Genomic DNA, 22,988 nt, shown 5'->3' on the forward strand with positions numbered 1-22,988 from the left:
TGATAAAAATAGTAAATAAAAACAATAGATTTGTGGTCTGCAACTCTCCACCGGTTACGTTACTACTATTTTGTGTCCGTGGTTATTTATGGTACTAATATTAATGAGATGCAAGTATTAGGCAATTGCAAGGTAACAGTATGACAACTTATGACGCGGTTTTACTTGTATTGCTTTATCCATTATCTAAAAATGCCCAAACAGATTAATTTGAGGAACTTTGTATGTCAGGATTGTTAAATAAGCTACCCAATAAATTATCGACGAAGATACCAGCTAAGTTACCCGAAAAAATATCTGACGCGCTAACCCCTCAAGCAAACACAACATCGAATCCTAGTTCGCTTAAGCCAGTAAACAATCAATTTACTAAGCTGTTATCCATTACCAAGTATTTACCTGCTGGTGCACGCTCGACTATTTTATCCAAAGCCTTTGGTAAAGTCGTGCCTTATGTAGGTACCACAGGGGTCTACTACGAAACTGTAGAGCCCAATCAAGTGGTGGTCAGCTTAAACAACAATAAACCTGTACAAAACCATATTGGCTCTATCCATGCGGTCGCTGTTACGCTACTTGCTGAGACCGCCACAGGCTTTATCTTAGGGTTGAACCTACCCTCTGATCGTGTGCTGTTGATCAAATCTTACTCTGTCAATTTTTATCGACCGCTTAAAAAAGGTCAAGTAGCAGCGGTCGCTACCTTAAGTGATGAACAGCGCTCAGATATTTTAGATACCCCCAAAGGCGAGATGGTCATCCCATGCGTCATCAATGATCGCGAGTCTGATAGCGTGCGTGATCCTATTACGGTTGAGATGACATGGGCATGGATACCTAAGGCTGAATTAGAAGCGCGTCGCCAAGGCAAATCTTCAGAAACTGACGCTAACAACGACAACAAAACTGAAACTGAAACTGAAACTGAAACTGAAACTGAAACTGAAACTGAAACTGAAACTGAACAAGAAAACCTATCTTCTACTGATAGTAAATGACCAGTAAACGATAACGTAAATAATTAAGAACAAGGAGTCAACAATGTCCAAACTTACCAATCGATTTGTCAGCCGCCTATCCAAGGCATTTTTTGTGGGTGCTTGCTCATTTGGACTGGCCATAGGTGCAAATGCTGCTCCAGCAGCAACTACTAATGCAGCTACTATGACCAAGTCTAAACCTGTCTTTTTAGGTGATGGCGGTGACTATCCGTTTTCTAGTGCTGTTCGAGTTGGTGACACTTTATATATGTCAGGACAAATTGGTTTTAAAGACGGCAAGCTGGTAGAAGGCGGTATCAAAGCAGAAGCCGCGCAAACTTTAGACAATATCAACGACGTATTGCTACAATATGGCTATCAAAAGACTGACCTTATCAAATGTATGGCGATGCTGACTGATATGAACGACTTTAACGCGTTCAATGAAGTCTATAAAGCCAAACTCGCCAAGCCTTATCCAGTACGCTCAGCATTTGGTGTCAAAGACTTGGCCGCAGGTGCTAGCGTCGAAGTTGAATGTATGGCAGCAAAATAATAGCCCTAGTTAAACAATGATAGCGTCCTCAGTTAGGGCGCTTTCTTTGGTTACACGTAGTACTTCTTCTAATGTCGTCTGTCCTGCTATCACTTTATGCAAACCGTCAGCACGAATCGATGGGGTCTTTTGACGAGCATAAGACTCAAGCTCATACTCGGCAGTATTACTATGAATCATACGCCGTAAGGTATCATCAATTGGTACGACTTCATATATCGCTGTACGCCCTTTAAACCCAGACTGATTGCACTTGTCACAGCCAACGGGCTTTGGCAGCGTGATGGCTGTCGTCACTGAGTCTTTAGAGTCGGTTTCAATACCAATCTCAGAGAACAACTTTACTTGCTCACTATCTGCAGTTTGCCACGTATGACAATGTGAACAAAGAGTCCGCACCAAACGCTGCGCGACTACGCCAATGAGCGAGGACGATAATAAGAACGGCTCTACCCCCATATCTTGCAAGCGAGTCACCGCACCGATAGCGGTATTGGTATGCAGTGTTGATAAGACCAAATGCCCTGTCAATGACGCTTGTACTGCAATCTCAGCAGTTTCGATATCTCGAATTTCACCAACCATGACCACATCTGGATCTTGACGCAACATCGCCCGCAGACTTGTGGCAAAGGTCATATCTACTTTATTGTTAACTTGAGTCTGCCCAATACCATCAAGCTGAAATTCGATAGGATCTTCCGCCGTTAAGATATTACGTGTCTGATCGTTTAAGTCGGTCAATGCAGCATATAGGGTCGTCGTCTTACCTGAACCCGTAGGACCTGTCACCAAAATAATGCCATGCGGACGATGAATTAAGCGTTTAAGCTCAGTATAGTCATTGTCTGCAAGCCCAAGATAAGTCATATTGAGGCGGCCTGCTTGCTTATCTAACAAGCGCATTACCACACGTTCACCAAAGCTTGAAGGCAACGTCGATACCCGCACATCGACCTCACGCCCTGCTAGCCGTAGACTGATACGCCCATCTTGTGGCACGCGTTTTTCGGCGATGTCGAGTTTGGCCATGACTTTGATCCGTGAGACTAAAAGCGGTGCCAATTGACGTTTGGGCGTAATGATTTCTTTGAGCTCCCCATCCACCCGAAAACGTACGACCAGACGCTTCTCAAAAGTCTCGATATGAATATCTGAAGCATTAAGACGAATCGCTTCTGATAATAGCGCGTTGATGAGTCGTATAATAGGCGCGTCATCTTGCTGGTCCATCAAATCTTCGGTCTCAGGCACACTATCTGCTAAGCTGTCCAAATCTGGATGATCTTCAAGACCGGCGGCGATATGCTGGGATTCACCCGTATTGCCTGCATAAGCTGCATTTAGGCGCTTTTCAAACTCATCCGAGCTGATGCTGTCATAAACAGGCACACCGCGTACGCCTTGCTGCTGCAAAAATCGTACAGCTTCATTGATGGCAGAAAGCGGTGTGGCTTTGGTTAATACCAACGTCGGTGGTAGCTCAGCATCTATCGCTAAAACGATTAAGAGCTGGTGGCGTTTTGCAAAACTGTACGGCAGTTGCATCATAAAAACGACCTGATAAAAATAGAATGGGTAATAAACAAATTATAAGTGCTCAGCCTCTTTAATAAAGGCGCTAAGGTCTTTGACAAGTAGGCAGTGTCTAACATAAATGTCTTATACTTAAATGATTAAACTAAGTAAAGTTTATCGGTAAGCGCTTATGAGTTTGTTATAATAACATTTTGTTTTATATCATTAACAAAGCTTTTACGCCGTTTTATGTCTCGATAAGCGTTTATTATTAACATCTCTCGATGCTAACTTTATACTACTTGTATTAGTGTCGCTTACGCCTTTTGTCTTTTATAGTCCGCCCGTTATTAGGATTGCAGATATGTCTCAAGCCACGACTCAAACTACTACTGAAAATACTCCCCTTGTTCAAGATACCTTTACTGTTGGTAGTCGCACATTTTCATCACGCCTACTGGTCGGCACTGGTAAATATAAAGATATGGCTGAGACCGGAACCGCTATTGCAGCCTCAGCGGCCGAAATCGTCACTGTCGCTATTCGTCGTACCAATATTGGTCAAAATAGTGACGAGCCGAACTTGTTAGATGTGATTTCGCCCGACAGATATACTATTTTACCCAATACTGCTGGTTGCTTTGATGCTGAGACAGCAGTTCGAACTTGCAAACTTGCACGTGAGCTATTGGGTGGGCATAATTTGGTCAAACTTGAAGTATTGGGCGATGAAAACAGTTTATATCCCAATATTATGGAGACTCTAAAGGCGGCAAAAGTGCTAATCGATGATGGTTTTGAGGTGATGGTATACACATCAGACGACCCCATTGTCGCGCAAGAATTAGAAAGTATGGGCTGTGTGGCGATTATGCCGCTTGGCAGCCTTATTGGTTCTGGTCTTGGACTCCTCAACCGTCATACGCTCAGCCTTATCATAGAAAACGCTAAGGTACCGGTATTGGTTGATGCTGGCGTTGGTACTGCCTCTGATGCAGCTATTGCCATGGAGCTTGGTTGTGACGGTGTACTCATGAATTCAGCAATTGCCAATGCTCAAAACCCAGTGATGATGGCTCATGCTATGAAACACGCTATTTGGGCTGGTCGTGAGGCGTTTTTGGCAGGACGGATGCCCATGCGTAAGATGGCACAAGCCAGCTCGCCGCAAACTGGTTACTTTTTCCAATAAAATGGTTTTGATACCCAGTCGATTATATAATTAACTTAACCGCTGTTCATATCGATGTGCCGACAGGCTACTTATAATACGCAGCTCATTGACCTTACTCGTTGAACCTAAAGGACACCTCATGCGCTTACTGACGGCAGTTGATCAGTTATTTTTACTTCTTGAGTCACGTAAACAGCCTATGCATGTGGGTGGCTTGTTTTTGTTTGAACTGCCAGTCGATGCGCAAAATGCAGACGGTGATTTTGTTTATCAGCTGGTCAGACAAATGCAAACATCTCAAGTACCTCCAAGCTTTCCGTTCAATCAGGTACTTGAGCGGTTGTTATTTTGGAAGCAAGATGAGGATTTTGATGTTGAGCATCACTTTCGTCATGTTGCCTTGCCAAGACCTTCCCGTGTCCGTGAGCTACTGATGTACGTCTCAAAAGAGCATGGGCGTTTACTTGATCGTGCCATGCCATTATGGGAATGCCACGTCATCGAGGGCATCCAACCAGAGACTGAAGATAGTCCTGAGCGCTTTGCTCTATACTTTAAGATTCATCATTCATTGGTCGATGGTATCGCTGCCATGCGTCTGATCCAAAAATCACTCTCGCAGTCACCAAACGAGCCCATGACGTTGCCAGTGTGGTCACTTATGGCACGCCATCGTAACCAAGTAGATGCTCTGATACCTGCTGGGCGCTCTGTTACTCGCATTATAAAAGAGCAGCTGTCTACCATTAAGCCCGTATTTACCGAACTACTAGACAACTTTAAACATCATGGCAAAGACGATTATGTTGGCACCTTTGATGCTCCTATGAGCATATTAAACCAGCGCATTTCCGCCTCACGGCGTATCGCAGCGCAATCTTATGATATGCAGCGCTTTGACGATATCGCTGACAAACTCGATGTCAGTATGAATGATGTGATACTTGCCGTCTGTTCTGGTGCCATACGGCGTTATTTACTAAAGCTTGATGCATTACCTAACAAACCCTTGATTGCTTTTGTACCGATGTCACTACGTAGCGATAGTAGCGCCACTGGCAATCAGATCTCATTTGTTTTGGCAAATTTGGGCACGCATTTAGATGACCCTATACGTCGACTACAGCTGATTAATGGCAGTATGAATAGCGGGAAACGTCGATTTCGGCGTATGAATCAAGCGCAAGTAATCAACTATAGTGCTATCGCTTATGCCTGGGAAGGTATCAATCTATTAACAGGTATATTTCCCAAAAAACAAGCTTTTAACCTTATCATTTCCAACGTACCTGGTGCCAAAAAACCCTTGTATTGGAACGGAGCGCCTCTCAAAGCCTTGTACCCAGCCTCTATTATATTGGATGGTCAAGCTATGAATATCACTCTTGCTAGCTATTTAGACAAAGTAGAGTTCTGTATTACCGCTTGTAGCAAGCTGTTGCCGCATGTACAAGATATGCTGGGCTTGATTGAAGAAGAGCTCGCTGTACTAGAAAACGTGAGCAAAGAAAGGCAATTGGGTCTACGTGAATAACAAATTAACATTGATGATTTCATCTTAAAATCGCAATAAAAAAAGCTGACTCCATCACAGAGTCAGCTTTTTAAACATAACTTTTTAAGTACAATCTTATTAGTACCAAATCTCTACACAGCGTCACGCCATGTTGGTACAACTATCTGCATTAATGGCTTTAGTAGCTTGACGTTACAGGCAAAGATAGAGCCTGACTTCATAGAGTTATGCGCACCTGTATGATCGACCACAACGCCACGTGCCTCTGATACAATCAGCTCACCTGCTGCGATATCCCATGGCTTAATAGACATCTCAAAATAACCATCAAAACGCCCTGCTGCCACATAGCACAAATCAAGTGCCGCCGAACCTAAACGACGCATTTGTCCACCTGCCTCAGATACTTTTTGTAAGCTTTCAAAATGCTCTTTGGCATAAGAGATGACTTCACCATTACGACTGCGCTCAAGCGGATGACCAGTCGTAAACAGCCCACCATCGATAGTTTTGCGCTCGCTTACATTGATACGGCGCTGGTTTAGGCGCGCGCCCTTACCGCGGCTGGCAGAGAACATCTCATCACGGACAGGATCATAGACCACACCGTGCTGGGTAACGCCTTTGTGCTGCACAGCGATTGATACACAAAACTGCGGTATCCCGTGAACGAAGTTTTTGGTGCCATCTAAGGGATCAATAATCCAGCACCAATCTGCATCTTCACCGCGGCCTTCTTGCATGCCAAACTCTTCACCCAAAAACGAATGGTTTGGGTAATTGCTTTTGAGGGTCTCGATAGTGAGTTCTTCACTATAGCGATCAATGCGTGTCACTAAGCCATCGATACCTTTTGACTCAGTATCAAACTCAATTTTGTGACGATTTTGATGCGCATGTAAAATCTCTGCACCGACTTTTTCAGCAGTACGCGCTGCGATGACGACCATGGGTTCCATAAATAACCTATCTACTTGTTGAATAAATAAAATGAATGAAGACTACAGATATTACTTGCATAGGATGGCATATCAATTGTCTGCCATCCTATGCCTCTCTTATACGGTCTTAAACAGACTGACCGCAACATACTAAAAAATCAAAAACAAAAATGAAAAATACAAGGCTTACCATGGCTAATGGCCGCCATCACTACTTACACAAGCTGTAAAAAAATTAGCACCTACGGCAAGCAGGTGTTACGACAAACTGACACACTGCCACTTAAGACAATAAACGCTCTAGCTGTGAGACCACACCTCGAGCATCCAAACCACAATCCGCCAATTGTTCTGCTTGTGAGCCATGGGCAATAAAGCGATCAGGAATACCGATATTACAAATGGCTGGACGACTAATAGCAAATGCAGCAGACGCATTGAGCAAATACTCGTTGACCGCGCTACCTGCACCGCCCATGACCATATGCTCTTCTAATGTCGTAATATGCGTCACACCTTGCTCAATCAACGTCTCAAGCAAATTGGTATCTAGTGGCTTTACCCAGCGCATATTGACGACTTGCACTTGGCAATTACTTGACGCACCATCAGCTGTCAATATCTTAGCCGCTTGCTTGGCAGTCGCAACCATCGTACCAAAGGCCAATAACACAAGCTTATTAGTAGCGCTGGTATTTCCTAATACGGTCTCTACAATAGCCTGACCTATTTTATAGTTCTGTGCCGGACGACTTATCATCGCGCCAGTTCCGGTTCCACGGGGATAACGGACTGCTGTACTACCTTGATACTCATAGCATGTATTAAGTAGGTGATAGCACTCGTTTTCATCTTTTGGCGCTGCAATAAGCATATTGGGCACGCAGCGCAGAAAAGCCAAATCAAATACACCGGCATGGGTTGCGCCATCTTCCCCCACAAGACCAGCTCGATCAATTGCAAACGTTACATCGAGATTTTGCAGTGCAATATCGTGAATAAGCTGATCATAACCACGCTGCAAAAAGGTGGAATATATCGCAACAATGGGCTTGACGCCTTGCGTTGCCATGCCTCCTGCAAGTGTCACCGCATGCTGCTCAGCAATCGCCACATCAAAAAACCGCTCTGGGAACTGACGAGCAAAGTCAATCATCCCAGAACCCTCTTCCATCGCTGGCGTGATTGCTAATAACTTATTGTCTTGTGCCGCCTTATCACACAAAAACTGCCCAAATACTTGCGAGTACTTTAGTTTAGAAGGCTTATCTTCAGCAGCACTACTTTCGACAGTCGCTTTATCTTTGACAAAACCACAGGCGACAATGTCTTCAGCAGGTAATTTGCTAATGGCGTGATAACCGACAGGATCGGCCTCAGCAGGTGCAAAACCTTTGCCTTTAGTCGTGTAAATATGAACCAATACTGGCCCTTTTACCTGTTTGGCAAGTGATAATACTCGCAACAGCTCAGGAATATTGTGACCATCAAAAGGGCCAAAATACGTAAAACCAATGGCTTTAAATAAATTGTCTTCTAACTGCGGTACATCACGTTGTTCACTATGCCGTTTACGCCGATCAAACGCTTGCATGTTTGGGCGATGACGCAGCACTGGCGCACCTGTATCTGAGATATCAACTTGATAACCTGACTCCCAGAGCATCGCTAAGTGACGCGAAAACCCGCCAATGGAGCAAGATATCGACATGTCATTGTCATTTAAAATGACCAACAGGTCAGCATCTTGCTGTACAGCATCATTCATGGCCTCAAAAGCCATACCGCCAGTCATTGCCCCATCACCAATCACACAGGCAACCGTCTGCGGTCGCCCTTGGTAACGTAGTGCTAAGCTCATACCCAAGCCTGCGGAGATAGACGTCGATGAATGTCCCACACCAAAAGTATCGTAGATGGATTCGGCCCGTTCAGGGAACGCAGTCAGACCATCTTTGGCACGTATACTACTGATCTTATCGCGTCGGCCAGTAAGGACTTTATGCGCATACGCTTGATGACCTACATCCCAGACAATCTGATCTTGAGGCGTATCAAGCAAATAATGTAGAGCAATAGTCAGCTCAACCACACCCAGATTTGCACCAAAATGTCCGCCACTTTGACCCGCAGAATACAATAAAAACAAGCGCAGCTCATCGACCAACACGATTAACTGCTCAGTGTTGAGGGCTTTGATGTCTGTTGGTGCATCTATCGTATCAAGCAGCGGCGTACAAGGACGCGTGCGCGGTATCTGCATAAAAGTCTGTTGCAAGCCTGATGGGTGTGCAGCAGAATCGGTAGCCAATGGCGTAGATAGCGACGTATGAGGTGACGCAGATGCTGACTGAGACTGTAAAAAATAAGGTGACTGCTGCATAAATCGTACGATACCTACCAAGCTGCTGACAAGGCGCCATCTTACTATATCGTCATACACCGCTATCATATTGATACGGTGTTATGAAACCATCTACAATAGCTAGTAATATATACTGCTATTACTTATAGATTGCGATATGCTTAGCGCATCGTCACTGTTTATTAGTATTTGCATGAAATCATTTACATGCTTTGCTTAAATGTACCATTATCATAGTGATAAAATAATAGTAACTATGACAATAGTAAGCCAATAACCGTATATTGCATACTATGCACAAATGACGATACAGTAATGTAAGGGCAAAGACTTGTCACTGTATCCGTTAAAATAGTATGGCATAATAGCATTTTTTTTAAACTGTCGCTTTAATCATCGTGCGTCGTCTGTGAACTTTGTGTGTTTTTCTCACAAACACGTTAAAGATATTGTCATCATGAACATTATACAATGATAACCAGATAGTTATAGTTATCATAAGCATGGGTTTTGCAAACATACAGCTTGCTTATCCTGCTGTTCGACACATAGTCGTTACGTTACGACTATGACCATCTTATTATCTACCGCCACGATGATCGGCCTATGCAGGACATCAATGTCATATCAATTTATTACCAGCGCAAAATTACCCACTCGTCACGGTGAATTTGATCTTCATGTGTTTGAAAATGAAGACGGTCAAGAGCATGTGATGCTTAGCGTCGGTCTACCAGTGGTAAATCCATTGTTAGAAAAAAACGCGACGCAGACACACTCTATAGAACCTCATGCAAAGCCAGCAGACCACCCAACGCCCCTCGTTCGCATCCATTCTGAATGTTTGACAGGCGACGCTTTTGGCTCGTTAAAATGCGATTGTGGTCCACAGCTTAATGCTGCTATGGAAGCAATACAAGCAACTGGCTACGGCGCTATTTTATACTTGCGTCAAGAAGGTCGCGGTATTGGATTGACTAATAAAATCCGTGCCTATGCCCTGCAAGATCAAGGCCATGATACCCTAGATGCCAATCTTATGTTAGGACTACCTGCTGACGCACGCATCTACGATATGTGTCGTCCTATGCTCGCTCACGTAGGCGTTGATGAAGTTCGCCTCATTACCAACAACCCTGATAAGGTGTCTTACTTGACAGACAACGGTATCAATGTCGTCGAGCGGGTGCCATTATTGGTAGGCGTCAATGAAAGCAACGCTGATTATTTGGCCACCAAACGTGACCGTATGGGTCATCTACTAGATAAAGAGTTTTATACCAAGGCTCATCTTAATAAATAAACTTGTCATCAAAAATCTTTACCAACGGCTATAGTGATAGAAATTTTTATGAGCATTCCTAATCTAAACAGTACTCCCAAACAGACTACTGACGCTAAAGGCGACCAAACCACGCCAACCTCCGATGACATCGCGCGTGTACGTGAATTCTTGGTTGATTTGCAAGCGCGTATTTGTCAAGCACTAGAAGCGCAAGAGCGCGATGGTAGCGGCGATGCAACCTTTGTTCCTGATGATTGGGAGCGCTCAGAAGGCGGCGGCGGACGTTCGTGCGTTTTAGCAGATGGCAAAGTCATCGAAAAAGCCGGTGTCATGTTTAGTCATATTCACGTTCATAACTTGCCAGCTTCAGCAACTGCCCGTCACCCCGATATTGCTGGTCGCAAAGCACAAGCGATGGGCGTATCCCTAGTCGTACATCCCAAAAATCCAAACGTGCCTACCAGCCATGCTAACGTGCGTTTGTTCGTTGCCGAAGCAGAAGGCGAAGACCCTATTTGGTGGTTTGGCGGCGGTTTTGATTTGACACCTTTTTATCCGGTATTGGCCGACTGTGTCCATTGGCATCAAGTCTGTCATGATCTGTGCGCGCCCTTTGGTGACAGCGTCTATCCTGACTTTAAGCAATGGTGCGATGAGTACTTTCATTTGCGTCATCGAGATGAGCAGCGCGGTATTGGTGGTTTATTTTATGATGATGTCAATACTGAGAGCCGTGGCTGGGATTTTGAGACCTGCTTTGACTTTATGAAAGCAGTAGGTAATGGCTATCTTGAGGGTATCATGCCTATTTTTGAGCGCCGTAAAGATGCCCCTTATACTGATGAGCAGCGTGAGTTCCAACTGTATCGTCGTGGGCGCTATGTCGAGTACAATCTTGTCTATGATCGCGGTACTTTGTTTGGTTTACAAAGTAATGGACGTATCGAGTCTATCTTGGTGAGCATGCCGCCTCTTGCCAGCTGGCATTATCGTTTTGAACCTATCGAGGGTACTCCAGAGTTCGAGCTAACCAATTTTTATCTAAAACCGCGAGATTGGCTCGCATTGTCGGACTCGTAACCTTACTTATAGTCTATAATATCAACGACGGCTGTAACGACGCTCTTTTTTAATTAGTCGGTTAGGTAGTTCAAAGGTTACGTAAAGTTACAAAATTGTACGTAAGTGACCTACCTCATTCATAGCTATCACGGTTACATTTAAGACTGTAGTTATCCTTTAATAATAATTACTCAAAACGAATAATAAAAGTTAGACAGCATATTCTGTCAATAAAACCCAAAAGCCAGTATACGATTGCCGGCTTATTTATAGCTATACGTAGAGGAGTTATACATATGCTAAGAGCTCAAACGAATAAATCATTAAAATCAGTCTTTGGTATCACATTGATGGCAGCAGCCTTAGGCCTAGGCGCCTGTAGCAATTCTGTGGATCCTGATGTCAAAGCCCGTCAAGACAGCATGAAAAGCTGGGGCGATGCAATGGGCGTGATGGGCGATATGGTCAAATCTCCTGATACCTTTGATGCAGAGATATTTAAAGAGCAAGCGGCATTCTTGGCAGAAGATGCGGTAAACCCTTGGGATCATTTTGAAAACCAAGAAGCCATGGGTAACGCCACTGAAGCTGTCTGGAGTAACGTCGATGGTTTTCGTGCGGAAGCCGACAACTTTCAACAAGCGACTGCTGAGTTAAGTGCCGCTGCACAAACTGCCACTAGCGTCGATGACGTTATGCCTGCTTTTGGACAAGTTGGGGACAGCTGTAAATCATGTCATACAGACTTTAGAGTCAAAAAAGACAACTAAAACAGTCTAAATCAAAGATTATGGTTAATCATGTGTTATTGATAACCATAATCCATCAGGTATAAAGGGTCAGCAGTGCGACCAGCTTTTAGGTTTCATCAGCGGCAAACAATACGTTGCGTACCACAGAGCGAGAATCTGCCGACCCACCAAGCGAGCCTGATAATACTCCCACTGCCGCCAAAAAAGCAGCCAGTCGCATATGGGCAGCAAAGGTAGCGCCGTCTTTATCAGAAGTCCACGTGCTCATTAGCGTATCCGGAAATACAAAGACCACCACACCGTACATCAACACGCCAAACATAAAAAACAGACAAATCAAGGTCAGCACCAGTGCCAAATAGGTGGCTGCCGCTGTGACCACTGAACTCTCTGACGTTTGTCCCCGCCTTGTTGCAATCAGCCGAAAAGAAAAAGCTCGGTAGAGCACAAAGCTGGCTGCCAAAAAACTTGTAATTACAAAGACTGTCAGCTGTCCATAGGAAACTGAGGCTGCAAAATCCCACGTCTCCCCGCCAAATATAAGGACAATAATCACTGAGAGCGCTGTTGCGATCATGGTTGGCAGCTTGGTGGTGATGCGTAACGGTTTGGCTCTGATAGCGCCGCGAAAAATTCGAGGAAGGTTGCCTAAGATGTGACGTATGATAAAGGTGAGTTTACTGCCCCTAGAGTAACGATCATTGGCTTCTTGCGGCAAATTTTTGACCATCTGCTGCTGCTGAGTCACTGTGAAATGCCGCATGGCGTCAAGATCGCCTGACATCTCCACGTGCGCCAGATAGTTGGTTGGCTCTTTTGTATAGCTTAGATTGAGCAGTCGCCCAAAGCAATGCAGCATTAGCGTGGTAAGTCGCTCGGTACGAAGCCCTTTTTGTAAAAGCTTTTCCTCTCCATGATCGACCAAGCGGCGCGTGGAGATCACAGCCACGTTCGTGAGCTGGGATGGCAGCGCAAGAAGGTAGGACATCGACGCGGCAGCAATCTCCACATCCGTAATGATGAGCAAAAATGCCAGTTTGCGTTCAGTCTTTTCGTTGATACCGATTTGTACAAAGTCGAGGGCTTGATAGCCTTGTTTGCTAGGGGTAAGGCTGTGCCCTGTAAAGGAAAACAACGACACCTCAATATCCAGCGTCTTTTGGACAACTTGATTAAACTCAACCATAGCTGCTTCAGTTAAGGCATCTAAAGCACTGTGATCTTCTTTTTGAGCCACACTAAGTTTCATGACTCCAAGGGCGATGGTTCTTTTAGTCATAAGCAAAGATTACTAATCATAGACAAACATTGTGACCAAAGCAGAAGCCTTGCTGTCATCAAGCTATTTTTCTGCTTTATCGGTATCAACAGCTTGATGTTCATTTAATCTATTGACGATGGCTTTTACTGAAGGATCGCTTAGATCTATCGTCCTTATTGGGAAAGGAATATTGATATCTGCTGCATCCAGCGCTTTTTTTATCTCGACGATAACTTGATGAATCGAGGCGACTTTATTGGCTTGAGTACCATCTTCGATAAACCAACGTACCGTCAGATCTATAGACGAGCCGCCAAATCCAGTCGCGATCACGCTCGGCTGAGCTTTCGTCGATACGCTATCGGCCTTATCTAACGCGCGTAAAGTCTCCGCTTTTGCCGTCTCGATATCGTCTTCATAGCCGATACCGACTGCCACTTGCAGGCGGCGCTGCTTATACGCTGTATTGACAGTCAATGCTGACGTATACAGATCTGAGTTTGGAATGACCACTTGCCTACCATCGTAAGTCCTGATGGTCGTTGCACGAATTTTAATATCCTCAACCGTCCCTTCATATTCGCCTGAAACGATTTGATCACCGATACGAAATGGTTCTGAGAGCAGCAGCAAAATACCAGATAGTAAGTTTTGAAAAATATCTTTAAACGCAAAACCAATAGCGACCGAGCCGATACCGAGTGCACCAATCAGCTTGGCAGGCGTAAAACCTGGCACTGCAATGACCATGGCTATCATAAAGCCGATAAAAATAATCAGTGCCCCGCCTACCCGCTGAAACACCTTGACCAAATTTTGATGACGACTCCGACTACCCAATAGTTTATGAACGATTTTTTTGAAAATTATCGATAAAAACCAAAAAATTAGGACAACGATAACTGACGCCACAAAATGCGGTATACGCTCAAAAAAACCGACCAGTATCTCATTTGCTGAATTAATAATACTGTGATACGTCAGCTCATCAGGCGTTGTAGATGGATCAACAGCGATAGTGTCTGCCTCAGTGCTAGGCATGTAGGGGGCACTCCTTAAGTTATTTACCTTTTTTGCTCAGTCATTGTATTTTAATCACTATATTTTTGACGCTGTAATCTAACGCATCAAATCAGCTTGTACGATCTCAATCCAGTAACCATCGACATCTTTGATAAAAGCAATATTTTTCATGCTGCCATCTTCAGGGCGCTTTTTAAATTCCACGTCGTTTTTATCAAACCAAGCTATCGCTTCATCTAAATCGGGTACGCTAAAGCAAATATGACCAAAGCCTTGCGGCTCGCTATTGCCATCATGATAGCTAAAGTCGGCCTGACTCTCCGTGCCATAGTTGTGGGTTAGCTCCAAGATACCGCGCTGACGGAACGCGAAAATCTCCAAGTCACTACCCGCTGGCAAGTTTTCACGCTCGCTTTCTGTCAGCTTGGCTAAAAAGTATAAATCAAATTCCATATCAGGGAATTTTTTGACTGCCAATAACGTCATGCCAAGCACGCCGGTATAAAACTCAAGTGACTTGGCAGGATCTTTTACTCGTAGCATGGTGTGATTAAACGTAAAGCCTGAGGTTTGAGCTGCGATGGATTGAACTCCATTTGCATTTACGCTACTCGTAGGTTGAGCTATTGTTGCTTTGTTGTCGTCGGTTGTCGAGTTAGAAGCTAAATTAGACATAATTATCCTATATTTGACAGAAAATGATTGGGCAGCTAGCACACCTCTGTAGTAGCGAGCTGCTGGATCACTTCATCATAATAAAAATTTATAAAACCATTGATAGGGTTTTGTAAGAGCGTGTCCTTAATATGCTTAGCTTACAATACTAATTAATCCTCTAAAAACCGTACTTTACCTGTCTTTAAGTCATACTCTGCACCAACGATAAGCAGTTGACCACTATTGGTTAAATCCTCTAACGCACGCGAGCCATGTTTTAGCTGACTGACCGACATACGCACGTTGGCACTGATAGAACGCTCAAGCAACTCGTCTGCATCGACGTCTTGACCGTTGGCCGTCGCAAGCTCATGCAAGTTATAGACGCTTGGACGAATGCGATCGACGATAGATTGTAGGTTTGGCGTATAGTTTTGCTCAGGGTTGATAAGCGCTTCAACACAAGCGGTCACCGCTCCGCAATTTGAGTGGCCAAGCACCACCACCAGCTTGGTACCGAACTTTTCGGCAGCAAACTCGATTGAACCGATCTGCGATGGCGCTACCACATTACCTGCCACTCGAATCACAAACAAATCACCTAAGCCTTGATCAAAGACAATCTCAACCGGCACGCGCGCATCTGAGCAGCCCAAAATAATCGCTAAGGGGTCTTGATCACTGATAAGCTCTGGACGTCTTTGCGTACAGGGATCGGTATTCGTCAAGCTATCGACGTAGCGTGCATTGCCTTGTTTTAAAAGCTCGAGTGCTTCTTGACCTGTTTTTGGGCGTATATCGTTAGGCATAAAGTCTCCTTAATTATTGATAACTATTAGAAAGTTAAATGGCTTTAGATCTAGTTTTTAGATATCAATTAGCTTAATTGTTTGTTAGTAATTATTAAGCTATTTGGCTCATTATGTTTGTCAGCCATAAAGTAATTGTATAGGAATAGAGGCTAAAAAATGACAAAAAATTTGTGTTAAAGTCATTTTATTCAAGTAAGAACTATTGACAGTGTCGAATATTTTAGCGGTAAGCAAACTATCAAACACTTAAGTTAAATGTAGAGATCATAATGAAATATTTGAACAAATACAGAGACCTCTACCACCGCAACCTACGCAACAGATAACGAACTTACCTTAATTTATGTTATGGGTTTGTTATAATACGCAGCAACTAGACCATGCTTACGCTCATGCCAGTCCATGTTATTTACAGTCTCTTATTTAAAATAGCATCTTATATTAAAAGAGGTACTGACATGTTGGACACTTAGGAACGAACATTATGACCAACTCATCTACGAACATGACTCAACACCCTGCGTCACCTGACACTGTCCTGCTAAAATTGTCTGGTCTAAAAAAAACCTATGATCAAACTGAGGTCTTAAAAGACATCAACCTTGATATCCAGCATGGTGAGTTTTTGACCTTGCTTGGCCCGTCAGGCTGCGGCAAGACCACGCTGCTACGTTTAATCGCGGGGTTTGAGCAGCCGACGGCAGGGGCGATTTATCTAGACGGCGTGCAGATGGCAGGGCTATCCGCGGATAAACGTCCGGTCAATACCGTGTTTCAGCAGTATGCGTTGTTTCCGCATATGAGCGTCGCGCAAAACGTCGCCTATGGCCTCAAGCTCAAAAAAGTACCCAAAGACGAGATTCGGTCGCGGGTACGTGAGATGCTGGCGATGGTGCAGCTAGAGCACCTAGCCAATCGTCGCCCGCAAGATCTGTCAGGCGGTCAGCAGCAACGCGTGGCCATTGCGCGCGCGGTCATCAATCGCCCTAAACTACTGTTACTCGATGAGCCATTATCAGCGCTCGATCACAAGCTGCGTCTGCAAATGCAGTCTGAGCTCAAACGCTTGCAGCGCGAGCTTGGCATCACCTTTGTTTTTGTCACTCATGACCAAGACGAAGCACTATCAATGTCTGACCGTATTGCGGTGATGAAGGACGGTAGGTTTCAGCAAATTGGTACACCAATCGAGATTTATGAAACTCCTGCCAATCTATTTACGGCCAAATTTATCGGTGAGACCAATCTGTTTAAGGCAGAGGTCAAAGGTGTGTACCCGGATCAGCCAGATCGTGATGGCCGCGTGACCAACGGCCGCATCGAGGTCGAGGTCTGTGAAGCGCAGGTGCAAGAAGGTAAAGCGACACTACGCAACTTGCGCCGTCCTGCTTTTGCCAACGATGTACAAGTAGGCGACATCGTCAACCTACTGCTACGTCCTGAAGACTTACGCATTTATGATCCCAAAGACGACAGTCATGCAGGCTTGCTGGGCCGTGTCATCGAAAGTAACTATAAAGGCAGTACCTTAGACTCGATTATCGAGCTGGCCAATGGTCATATCATCAAAGCCTCTGAGTTTTTTGATGAAGACGATCCTAGCTTTGATTATAAGCTCAATGAAGCGGTCAAGGTGGCGTGGGTCGATGGCTGGGAGTGGGTATTACCCGAAGACCATTTAACAGAACCACAAGCGCCTGAGCAAAGCGCGGCTATACAAAAAACAGCTACACAAAAGGATGTCAGCTAATGGCGCGTACTAGCCGTTTTAACTTGGGTAATAAAAGCCCGTTTCGTACTGCAACGCTATGGCTCATCTGGGGTTGGCTGCTGATATTTGCTTTATTGCCAAATATCTTGGTCATCGCGGTCAGTTTTTTGACCCGTGATAGCAGCGCCTTTATCAGTTTGCCCATCAATATCGACAGCTATCTACGTATGGTGGATCCGCTATATTTTGAGGTGTTTGTCCACTCCCTCTGGATGGCTGGTATCACCACGGTGATTTGTTTATTACTCGGCTACCCATTTGCTTGGCTGGTCTCCAAAGCCCAGACGCGCTGGCAGCCGCTGCTGATGATGCTTTTAATTTTGCCGTTTTGGACCAACTCTTTGGTGCGGACTTATGCGCTCAAATTATTGTTTGCCAATAATGGTTTGATCAATAAATCCCTACTGACGCTGGGTATCATCGACGCGCCTATTGATATTTTGTACACGCAAGGCGCGGTGATAGCAGGCCTGACTTATTTACTGTTTCCGTTTATGGTGCTGCCGCTGTATGCGGTCTTTACCGATTTGCGTAATGATATGCTGCTGGCCTCGCAAGATTTGGGTGCGTCGAAAACCCAGACCTTTTGGCACGTGGTGCTACCATTGACCACGCCTGGGATTATCTCAGGGGTGCTCTTGGTGCTGCTGCCTGCGATGGGGATGTTTTATGTGGCGGACGTGCTGGGCGGCTCGCGTAACCTGTTGGTGGGTAACATCATCAAAAACCAGTTTTTGGACGCGCGTGATTGGCCCTTTGGTGCAGCGGCCAGTGTATTATTGACGCTGGCAATGGCCGTGCTATTGCTGGCTTATCGTGCCAGTAGCCGCCGCATTGGTAAGACTGATTTTAATGAGGTGGCCTAATGCCTGACAACCAACGCCACATCAAACCACCGAGCCTCGGCAGTATCGCGGCCAAAGGCTATCTTGGTCTGATTTATGCCCTGCTATATCTGCCCATCATTGTCTTGGTGGTGATGTCATTTAATAAATCAAAAATAGGCTACAACTGGGGCGGCTTTAGCCTCAAATGGTACGAGTCGCTATTTAACAACCAAGCGATGCTCGATGCATTTTGGCATTCTATCGTCTTGGGTTTGGTCGCTGCCACCGTCTCAACCTTAATCGGCACGCTCACCGCCCTTGCCCTCCATCGTTACGACTTTCGCGGCAAAGGCTTGTTAAACGGGCTGTTATTTGTGCTGATGATGTCACCTGAAATTGTCCTTGCGATTTCACTGTTGGCCTTATTTTTGTTAATTGGTCTACAGTTAGGCTTCATCTCGCTGCTGCTTGCTCATATCACCTTTTGCTTGCCCTTTGTGGTCATTACCGTCTTTGCGCGCCTAAGCAGCTTGGATGAGCGCTTGATGGAAGCGGCGCGCGACTTGGGCGCTAGTGAATCGACCATGGTACGCACCGTCCTGATTCCTGTCATCTTGCCGGCGGTGATGGCAGGTTGGTTACTGGCTTTTACTTTATCACTCGATGATGTGGTGGTGTCGACCTTTGTCACAGGGCCTAGCTATGAGATTTTGCCGCTGCGAATTTATTCGATGGTACGCGTCGGCCTCAAGCCTGAGGTCAACGCCGTCGGTACGTTGCTACTGGTAGCCTCTTTGGTACTGGTCGTCATCTCACAGCTATTATTACGTCGTCGCTAGAGCAGTTATTAGCTATGAGTGAACTTCAGCACTTTATCGCTTATAATGAATGCACTTCATCCTCACTACCGAGCTATTTATGCTAGAGCTTCGTCATCTCAATACCTTAACTGCGCTTAGAGCCCATGGCTCGCTGGCTGCGGCCGCCGATGAGCTGCATGTCACCGCCTCTGCCGTCTCGCATCAGCTAAAAGAGCTGGAAAACTATTATGATATTAGCCTCGTTAATCGCCGCACGCGCCCGCTCACTTTCACGCCAGCAGGTAAAGCTGTGCTAGCCTTAGCGGATAATATCATGCCGCAAGTCACGCGTACCAAAAACGATCTAAAGCGCTTAGCGCATGGGCAAGCCGGTCGCCTGCGTCTGGCCTCTGAGTGCCATAGCTGCTTTGATTGGTTGATGCCGATACTCAATCACTATCGCCGCGAGTGGTCGGATGTCGAGCTGGATTTTGCCACTGGCTTTGAGCCTGAGCCGCATCATTTACTGATGGAAGGTGATATTGATTTATTAATTACTACCAGTAACTTACCGCTTGAGGGTATCAGCTATCAGCCGCTATTTGAGTATGAGAGCCGCTTGGTACTATCACCCACGCATGACTTGGCGGCGCAAGACTTTATCGCGCCTCATGACTTAATCGATGAAACCTTGATCGCTTATCCGGTGGAAGCCAAACGCCTCGATATTATTGCTAATTTTATGACGCCAAGCGATGTGAGCTTTGCCGATATTCGCACCACAGAGCTGACCGCAATGCTCATCCAGCTGGTCGCCAGCGAGCGCGGCGTGGCAGCCCTGCCCGATTGGGTCATCGCGGAATATGAAAAAAAAGGTTGGGTGGTCTCCCGTCCGTTGGGCGATGGCGTGTATTGTCAGCTGTATGCGGCAACGCGGACGGCTAGTTTAGATATGGCTTATATGCAGGAGTTTGCGAGTTTACTTGATGGGATTGTTAAGCCGGTTTAGAGCTTTATTTGTCATAACACTCGTTATAATAAATAGATTTGCTAATTCAAGGAAAAAATATGAGCTTACTTGATAGTAATGATTTAAAAAAGGAACAGAAGTTAGATAAGAAACTGACCCGGCAAAAAATACTACTGGGTGCTTTTCTTGTAGATGCTTTAGAGAATGACTCAGTAGCTGGTTTAAAGGAATATACAGCTGACAATTTGTTGGATTTTTTGACTAGCAGGGGGATAAGGATTTGATGATAGACTTAGTAAAGGGACTTGAAGGTAGAGTTGATACTAAAACAGATTATGAATCATTTCAAAAAGGGGATAAAAATTAGTAACAACTTGGTTCCTTATCCAATCAAACTGACTTATACCGTCAAACAGCATTTCATGAATATAATTGGCTCGATATTTATATTTATGCTAGGTTGCTTTGTTGCTCCGATCGCTAAGCAAGAAGGAGATTGGATTATAGTTAGTATTGGATGGTTGCTCATAGGAGGTGGTAGCTTTGGTCTTTTACTTTTATCTTATATTTGGTTAGGTAAAAAGCCAATAGTAACGATTGAACAAGCTGGGGTTTCTTTTTTTCATGTGTTTAAGTCAAATCAGCAACACTTAATATTATGGCGGGATATCGAAAGGTTAGATTTACACCCTTTAACTCGCGGTCATACTAATCACTGGATATTGACTATCTATCTAAAAGCAGGTAGCTCTATAAGACAACCATTAAAACCTATGCTCTACAATGGATTAATTTTAGACGAGAAGGAAGTTTTTAATCTAATCGAACTAATATTCGATCGACATGCAGTATGAAATTTGAATTTTTTATAGAGTGAGGTGGTAAGGCAAAAAATCCGGTACACTCAAAATGTATGCTTAGCTCAACCTAAGAATATGGTTCCCTAGTAAGGACTTGAATCTTTGGCTGTGAGCTAATGGTATTAAGGTTTCAACTTGCTGAGATAGCCACAGTGTACTTCATGATGTACTTACCATAGATATTCTATCTATGATCGGTGCGCTAGTGAGGACTTGAAGAGACCATCCCAGATTCTGTGTAACTGACGTTTAGATTAAATACTTACACAAAATTTAGGAAGGTCTCTGAAAATTAACCACCTGACACAACTCGTCACCTACTAACAGATCTTGGCGGTCATAAAAGTTGCCCCAACGCTTATAATTATTATCCGTTCTCGACTCAGGGTTATAAGTAATGGCGATGTAGGTTTGAATTTTATTAGTGTCCTAAATTAGTTGACCACCACCAGATTCTTATCAAAGACTTCATCATCTATTATTCGCCAAACGGCAACTTGCTGATGGTCTTTGGTGGTGACTAGATTTAAAGTTTGTTCAATCATTGCTTGAGGTCTCATATCCTTATGATGTTTATTTGCTTCAAACCCAGTTACTTTACACTTAGCGGTTTAATTAAGCTACTTACTTGAGCTATTTGCTTCAGTTATTAGGCTTGGCTACTTACTCAACTTCAATATTCTAAAGGCGCCCTGAATAACTAAAGCAAATACGATGCTACCAATAATCAAATCAGGCGTACTAGAGTGTAACCAATTAACCAAAATCCCTGCAACAATTACCCCTAAATTGATAATCACATCGTTTGAAGTGAAAATCATACTGGCTTGCATATGGGCTTCTTCTTCTTTGCTTTTCGATTTTTGTAGTAAATAGAGGCAAATCAAGTTTGCAATTAGCGCAAGAATCGATATGACTATCATGGTAGAAAAGTCAGGTAACTGCTCATTGCCAAAGAAACGTCTTAGTACTTCTAAAAAACCAAGAATCGCTAGCGTAATTTGAAAATATCCGGCAATTCTAGCAATCCGTTTTTTCTTAATGACCGTTCCACCGACCGCAAATAAGCTAATTCCGTACACGAAGCTATCTGCTAACATATCTAAGCTGTCGGCGACCAACCCCATCGAACGAGAAATCAGTCCCGTGCTCATTTCAATAATAAAGAAAGCAAAGTTAATGACCAGCACTATCCATAGTAGCTTTCTTTGCTCAGCATCTTTTTTGTGACTAGAATCAGCATCAATTTTAAAATTATTGTTGGGATCAGAGGGGTCAATGGTTTCGGTCGAGAGTAGGGTGTCTCCTAATTTTAGGTCATGAATAGCAGTCTCTATCCCTTCTATATTGTCATGATGAAACACAGTTAATTGACGGTTAGGAATGTCGAACTCAAGATGTTCAATATTCGAGTGGCCCTCTAATTTCATTCGGATTAGGTTTTCCTCCGAAGGGCAGTCCATCTTCGATATTTTAAAAGTTGTTTTATTCATAGCTACATTTATATCCGGGTGGTGGTTCAAAAAGTAGGCTGGAAAAAAACAGGCTGAGAAATTGATAAATAGTGAAATGCAAATGACACTATACATCAAATGCCCAGCCTGTCTAAGTGACAATATAAAGAAAAATGGTTTCAAAAGCTATACCCCAGCGGAACCAGCTATTTCACCCCAAAAACCTATTAACAGACTACTTAAAACAGACTGGTATAATGGAACCACTTAAACCAAACCATTAAACGAGTAATATCTAGCAAAGCTTACAAGACCAGCTTAAAAAAATAAGGGGCTGTAGTAGATAAGCACTATGCTAGACTACTTTTATGAAGATAACCCGTTGTAAACTAAGTAAAAAAGTA

21 protein-coding genes and 1 pseudogene are annotated in these 22,988 nt (G+C 44.3%); 14 read left to right on the plus strand and 8 right to left on the minus strand.

What is annotated here, in order from left to right; all coding sequences use genetic code 11:
- Window positions 1–224: 224 nt before the first annotated feature.
- Window positions 225–998, plus strand: coding sequence for a DUF4442 domain-containing protein (locus tag Q0895_RS12800; RefSeq protein WP_299189578.1), 774 nt, complete (start codon window positions 225–227; stop codon window positions 996–998).
- A gap of 43 nt (window positions 999–1,041) precedes the next feature.
- On the plus strand, window positions 1,042–1,536 hold the full coding sequence (locus Q0895_RS12805; protein ID WP_299189580.1) for a RidA family protein: 495 nt from the start codon (window positions 1,042–1,044) through the stop codon (window positions 1,534–1,536).
- Window positions 1,537–1,545: 9 nt separating this feature from the next.
- On the opposite strand, the gene gspE is transcribed toward Q0895_RS12805, so the two are convergent.
- On the minus strand, window positions 1,546–3,087 hold the full coding sequence (gene gspE, locus Q0895_RS12810; protein ID WP_299189582.1) for a type II secretion system ATPase GspE: 1,542 nt from the start codon (window positions 3,085–3,087) through the stop codon (window positions 1,546–1,548).
- Between the two features lie 331 nt (window positions 3,088–3,418).
- Between gspE and Q0895_RS12815 the strand changes: the two genes are divergently transcribed.
- Together Q0895_RS12815 and Q0895_RS12820 are read left to right on the plus strand one after the other, a co-directional pair.
- Window positions 3,419–4,246 carry a thiazole synthase gene (locus tag Q0895_RS12815; RefSeq protein ID WP_299189584.1) on the plus strand — a complete coding sequence of 276 codons (828 nt, stop codon included), beginning with the start codon at window positions 3,419–3,421 and terminating at the stop codon, window positions 4,244–4,246.
- Between the two features lie 121 nt (window positions 4,247–4,367).
- Window positions 4,368–5,762 carry a wax ester/triacylglycerol synthase family O-acyltransferase gene (locus tag Q0895_RS12820; protein ID WP_299189586.1) on the plus strand — a complete coding sequence of 465 codons (1,395 nt, stop codon included), beginning with the start codon at window positions 4,368–4,370 and terminating at the stop codon, window positions 5,760–5,762.
- A gap of 113 nt (window positions 5,763–5,875) precedes the next feature.
- On the opposite strand, the gene Q0895_RS12825 is transcribed toward Q0895_RS12820, so the two are convergent.
- Window positions 5,876–6,703 carry an inositol monophosphatase family protein gene (locus tag Q0895_RS12825; protein ID WP_299189587.1) on the minus strand — a complete coding sequence of 276 codons (828 nt, stop codon included), beginning with the start codon at window positions 6,701–6,703 and terminating at the stop codon, window positions 5,876–5,878.
- Between the two features lie 265 nt (window positions 6,704–6,968).
- Entirely contained in the window at window positions 6,969–9,068 is a 2,100-nt protein-coding gene (dxs, locus tag Q0895_RS12830; RefSeq protein ID WP_299189613.1) for a 1-deoxy-D-xylulose-5-phosphate synthase, read from the minus strand.
- 601 nt (window positions 9,069–9,669) lie between these two features.
- Between dxs and ribA the strand changes: the two genes are divergently transcribed.
- The 3 genes from ribA (at window position 9,670) to Q0895_RS12845 (ending at window position 12,167) form a co-directional block, all read left to right on the plus strand.
- Window positions 9,670–10,353: a GTP cyclohydrolase II gene (gene ribA, locus Q0895_RS12835; protein WP_299189589.1), complete on the plus strand. Its 684-nt coding sequence runs from the start codon at window positions 9,670–9,672 to the stop codon at window positions 10,351–10,353.
- Window positions 10,354–10,401: 48 nt separating this feature from the next.
- On the plus strand, window positions 10,402–11,415 hold the full coding sequence (hemF, locus tag Q0895_RS12840) for an oxygen-dependent coproporphyrinogen oxidase (protein ID WP_299189590.1): 1,014 nt from the start codon (window positions 10,402–10,404) through the stop codon (window positions 11,413–11,415).
- Between the two features lie 278 nt (window positions 11,416–11,693).
- Window positions 11,694–12,167, plus strand: a complete 474-nt coding sequence (locus Q0895_RS12845; protein ID WP_299189591.1) for a cytochrome c — start codon at window positions 11,694–11,696, stop codon at window positions 12,165–12,167.
- Window positions 12,168–12,255: 88 nt separating this feature from the next.
- On the opposite strand, the gene Q0895_RS12850 is transcribed toward Q0895_RS12845, so the two are convergent.
- The 4 genes from Q0895_RS12850 to Q0895_RS12865 all read right to left on the minus strand — a co-directional run bounded on the left by Q0895_RS12850 (window position 12,256) and on the right by Q0895_RS12865 (window position 15,899).
- Window positions 12,256–13,428: a hypothetical protein gene (locus tag Q0895_RS12850; RefSeq protein WP_299189593.1), complete on the minus strand. Its 1,173-nt coding sequence runs from the start codon at window positions 13,426–13,428 to the stop codon at window positions 12,256–12,258.
- Between the two features lie 63 nt (window positions 13,429–13,491).
- A complete protein-coding gene (locus Q0895_RS12855) occupies window positions 13,492–14,451 on the minus strand; it encodes a mechanosensitive ion channel domain-containing protein (RefSeq protein WP_299189595.1) in 960 nt (319 codons plus the stop codon).
- Window positions 14,452–14,529: 78 nt separating this feature from the next.
- The gene (gloA, locus tag Q0895_RS12860; RefSeq protein WP_299189598.1) at window positions 14,530–15,108 is read right to left on the minus strand and encodes a lactoylglutathione lyase; all 579 of its coding nucleotides are present in this window, start codon (window positions 15,106–15,108) and stop codon (window positions 14,530–14,532) included.
- Window positions 15,109–15,260: 152 nt separating this feature from the next.
- On the minus strand, window positions 15,261–15,899 hold the full coding sequence (locus tag Q0895_RS12865; RefSeq protein WP_299189601.1) for a carbonic anhydrase: 639 nt from the start codon (window positions 15,897–15,899) through the stop codon (window positions 15,261–15,263).
- A 487-nt stretch (window positions 15,900–16,386) separates the two neighbouring features.
- On the opposite strand from Q0895_RS12865, the gene potA reads away from it, so the two are divergent.
- The 6 genes from potA to Q0895_RS12895 all read left to right on the plus strand — a co-directional run bounded on the left by potA (window position 16,387) and on the right by Q0895_RS12895 (window position 21,124).
- Entirely contained in the window at window positions 16,387–17,652 is a 1,266-nt protein-coding gene (potA, locus tag Q0895_RS12870; protein WP_299189604.1) for a spermidine/putrescine ABC transporter ATP-binding protein PotA, read from the plus strand.
- Window positions 17,652–18,539: a spermidine/putrescine ABC transporter permease PotB gene (gene potB, locus Q0895_RS12875; protein WP_299189606.1), complete on the plus strand. Its 888-nt coding sequence runs from the start codon at window positions 17,652–17,654 to the stop codon at window positions 18,537–18,539. The genes potA and potB overlap by 1 nt, the downstream gene beginning before the upstream one ends.
- A complete protein-coding gene (potC, locus tag Q0895_RS12880) occupies window positions 18,539–19,339 on the plus strand; it encodes a spermidine/putrescine ABC transporter permease PotC (RefSeq protein ID WP_299189608.1) in 801 nt (266 codons plus the stop codon). Before potB ends, potC begins: the two co-directional genes overlap by 1 nt.
- 79 nt (window positions 19,340–19,418) lie before the next feature.
- Window positions 19,419–20,309 (plus strand): LysR family transcriptional regulator, encoded by an 891-nt coding sequence (locus Q0895_RS12885; RefSeq protein ID WP_299189610.1) that lies wholly within the window; start codon window positions 19,419–19,421, stop codon window positions 20,307–20,309.
- A 59-nt stretch (window positions 20,310–20,368) separates the two neighbouring features.
- Window positions 20,369–20,554, plus strand: a complete 186-nt coding sequence (locus tag Q0895_RS12890; RefSeq protein WP_299189611.1) for a hypothetical protein — start codon at window positions 20,369–20,371, stop codon at window positions 20,552–20,554.
- Between the two features lie 51 nt (window positions 20,555–20,605).
- Window positions 20,606–21,124: a hypothetical protein gene (locus Q0895_RS12895; RefSeq protein WP_114700081.1), complete on the plus strand. Its 519-nt coding sequence runs from the start codon at window positions 20,606–20,608 to the stop codon at window positions 21,122–21,124.
- Between the two features lie 665 nt (window positions 21,125–21,789).
- Here the strand turns inward: Q0895_RS12895 and Q0895_RS12900 are convergent.
- Window positions 21,790–22,623, minus strand: coding sequence for a cation transporter (locus Q0895_RS12900; protein ID WP_058023794.1), 834 nt, complete (start codon window positions 22,621–22,623; stop codon window positions 21,790–21,792).
- 76 nt (window positions 22,624–22,699) lie between these two features.
- Between Q0895_RS12900 and Q0895_RS12905 the strand changes: the two are divergent.
- A pseudogene (locus Q0895_RS12905) lies at window positions 22,700–22,774 on the plus strand (IS1 family transposase); the annotation flags it as partial.
- Between the last annotated feature and the right edge of the window lie 214 nt (window positions 22,775–22,988).

The sequence above is a fragment of the uncultured Psychrobacter sp. genome, from assembly GCF_947495825.1.
GTDB lineage: Bacteria > Pseudomonadota > Gammaproteobacteria > Pseudomonadales > Moraxellaceae > Psychrobacter.

Coding starts and splice junctions, on each gene's coding strand:
- Q0895_RS12800 (WP_299189578.1), top strand. CDS start 225: ATGTCAGGATTGTTAAATAAGCTACCCAATAAATTATCGACGAAGATA.
- Q0895_RS12805 (WP_299189580.1), top strand. CDS start 1,042: ATGTCCAAACTTACCAATCGATTTGTCAGCCGCCTATCCAAGGCATTT.
- gspE (WP_299189582.1), bottom strand. CDS start 3,087: ATGATGCAACTGCCGTACAGTTTTGCAAAACGCCACCAGCTCTTAATC.
- Q0895_RS12815 (WP_299189584.1), top strand. CDS start 3,419: ATGTCTCAAGCCACGACTCAAACTACTACTGAAAATACTCCCCTTGTT.
- Q0895_RS12820 (WP_299189586.1), top strand. CDS start 4,368: ATGCGCTTACTGACGGCAGTTGATCAGTTATTTTTACTTCTTGAGTCA.
- Q0895_RS12825 (WP_299189587.1), bottom strand. CDS start 6,703: ATGGAACCCATGGTCGTCATCGCAGCGCGTACTGCTGAAAAAGTCGGT.
- dxs (WP_299189613.1), bottom strand. CDS start 9,068: ATGCAGCAGTCACCTTATTTTTTACAGTCTCAGTCAGCATCTGCGTCA.
- ribA (WP_299189589.1), top strand. CDS start 9,670: ATGTCATATCAATTTATTACCAGCGCAAAATTACCCACTCGTCACGGT.
- hemF (WP_299189590.1), top strand. CDS start 10,402: ATGAGCATTCCTAATCTAAACAGTACTCCCAAACAGACTACTGACGCT.
- Q0895_RS12845 (WP_299189591.1), top strand. CDS start 11,694: ATGCTAAGAGCTCAAACGAATAAATCATTAAAATCAGTCTTTGGTATC.
- Q0895_RS12850 (WP_299189593.1), bottom strand. CDS start 13,428: ATGACTAAAAGAACCATCGCCCTTGGAGTCATGAAACTTAGTGTGGCT.
- Q0895_RS12855 (WP_299189595.1), bottom strand. CDS start 14,451: ATGCCTAGCACTGAGGCAGACACTATCGCTGTTGATCCATCTACAACG.
- gloA (WP_299189598.1), bottom strand. CDS start 15,108: ATGTCTAATTTAGCTTCTAACTCGACAACCGACGACAACAAAGCAACA.
- Q0895_RS12865 (WP_299189601.1), bottom strand. CDS start 15,899: ATGCCTAACGATATACGCCCAAAAACAGGTCAAGAAGCACTCGAGCTT.
- potA (WP_299189604.1), top strand. CDS start 16,387: ATGACCAACTCATCTACGAACATGACTCAACACCCTGCGTCACCTGAC.
- potB (WP_299189606.1), top strand. CDS start 17,652: ATGGCGCGTACTAGCCGTTTTAACTTGGGTAATAAAAGCCCGTTTCGT.
- potC (WP_299189608.1), top strand. CDS start 18,539: ATGCCTGACAACCAACGCCACATCAAACCACCGAGCCTCGGCAGTATC.
- Q0895_RS12885 (WP_299189610.1), top strand. CDS start 19,419: ATGCTAGAGCTTCGTCATCTCAATACCTTAACTGCGCTTAGAGCCCAT.
- Q0895_RS12890 (WP_299189611.1), top strand. CDS start 20,369: ATGAGCTTACTTGATAGTAATGATTTAAAAAAGGAACAGAAGTTAGAT.
- Q0895_RS12895 (WP_114700081.1), top strand. CDS start 20,606: ATGAATCATTTCAAAAAGGGGATAAAAATTAGTAACAACTTGGTTCCT.
- Q0895_RS12900 (WP_058023794.1), bottom strand. CDS start 22,623: ATGAATAAAACAACTTTTAAAATATCGAAGATGGACTGCCCTTCGGAG.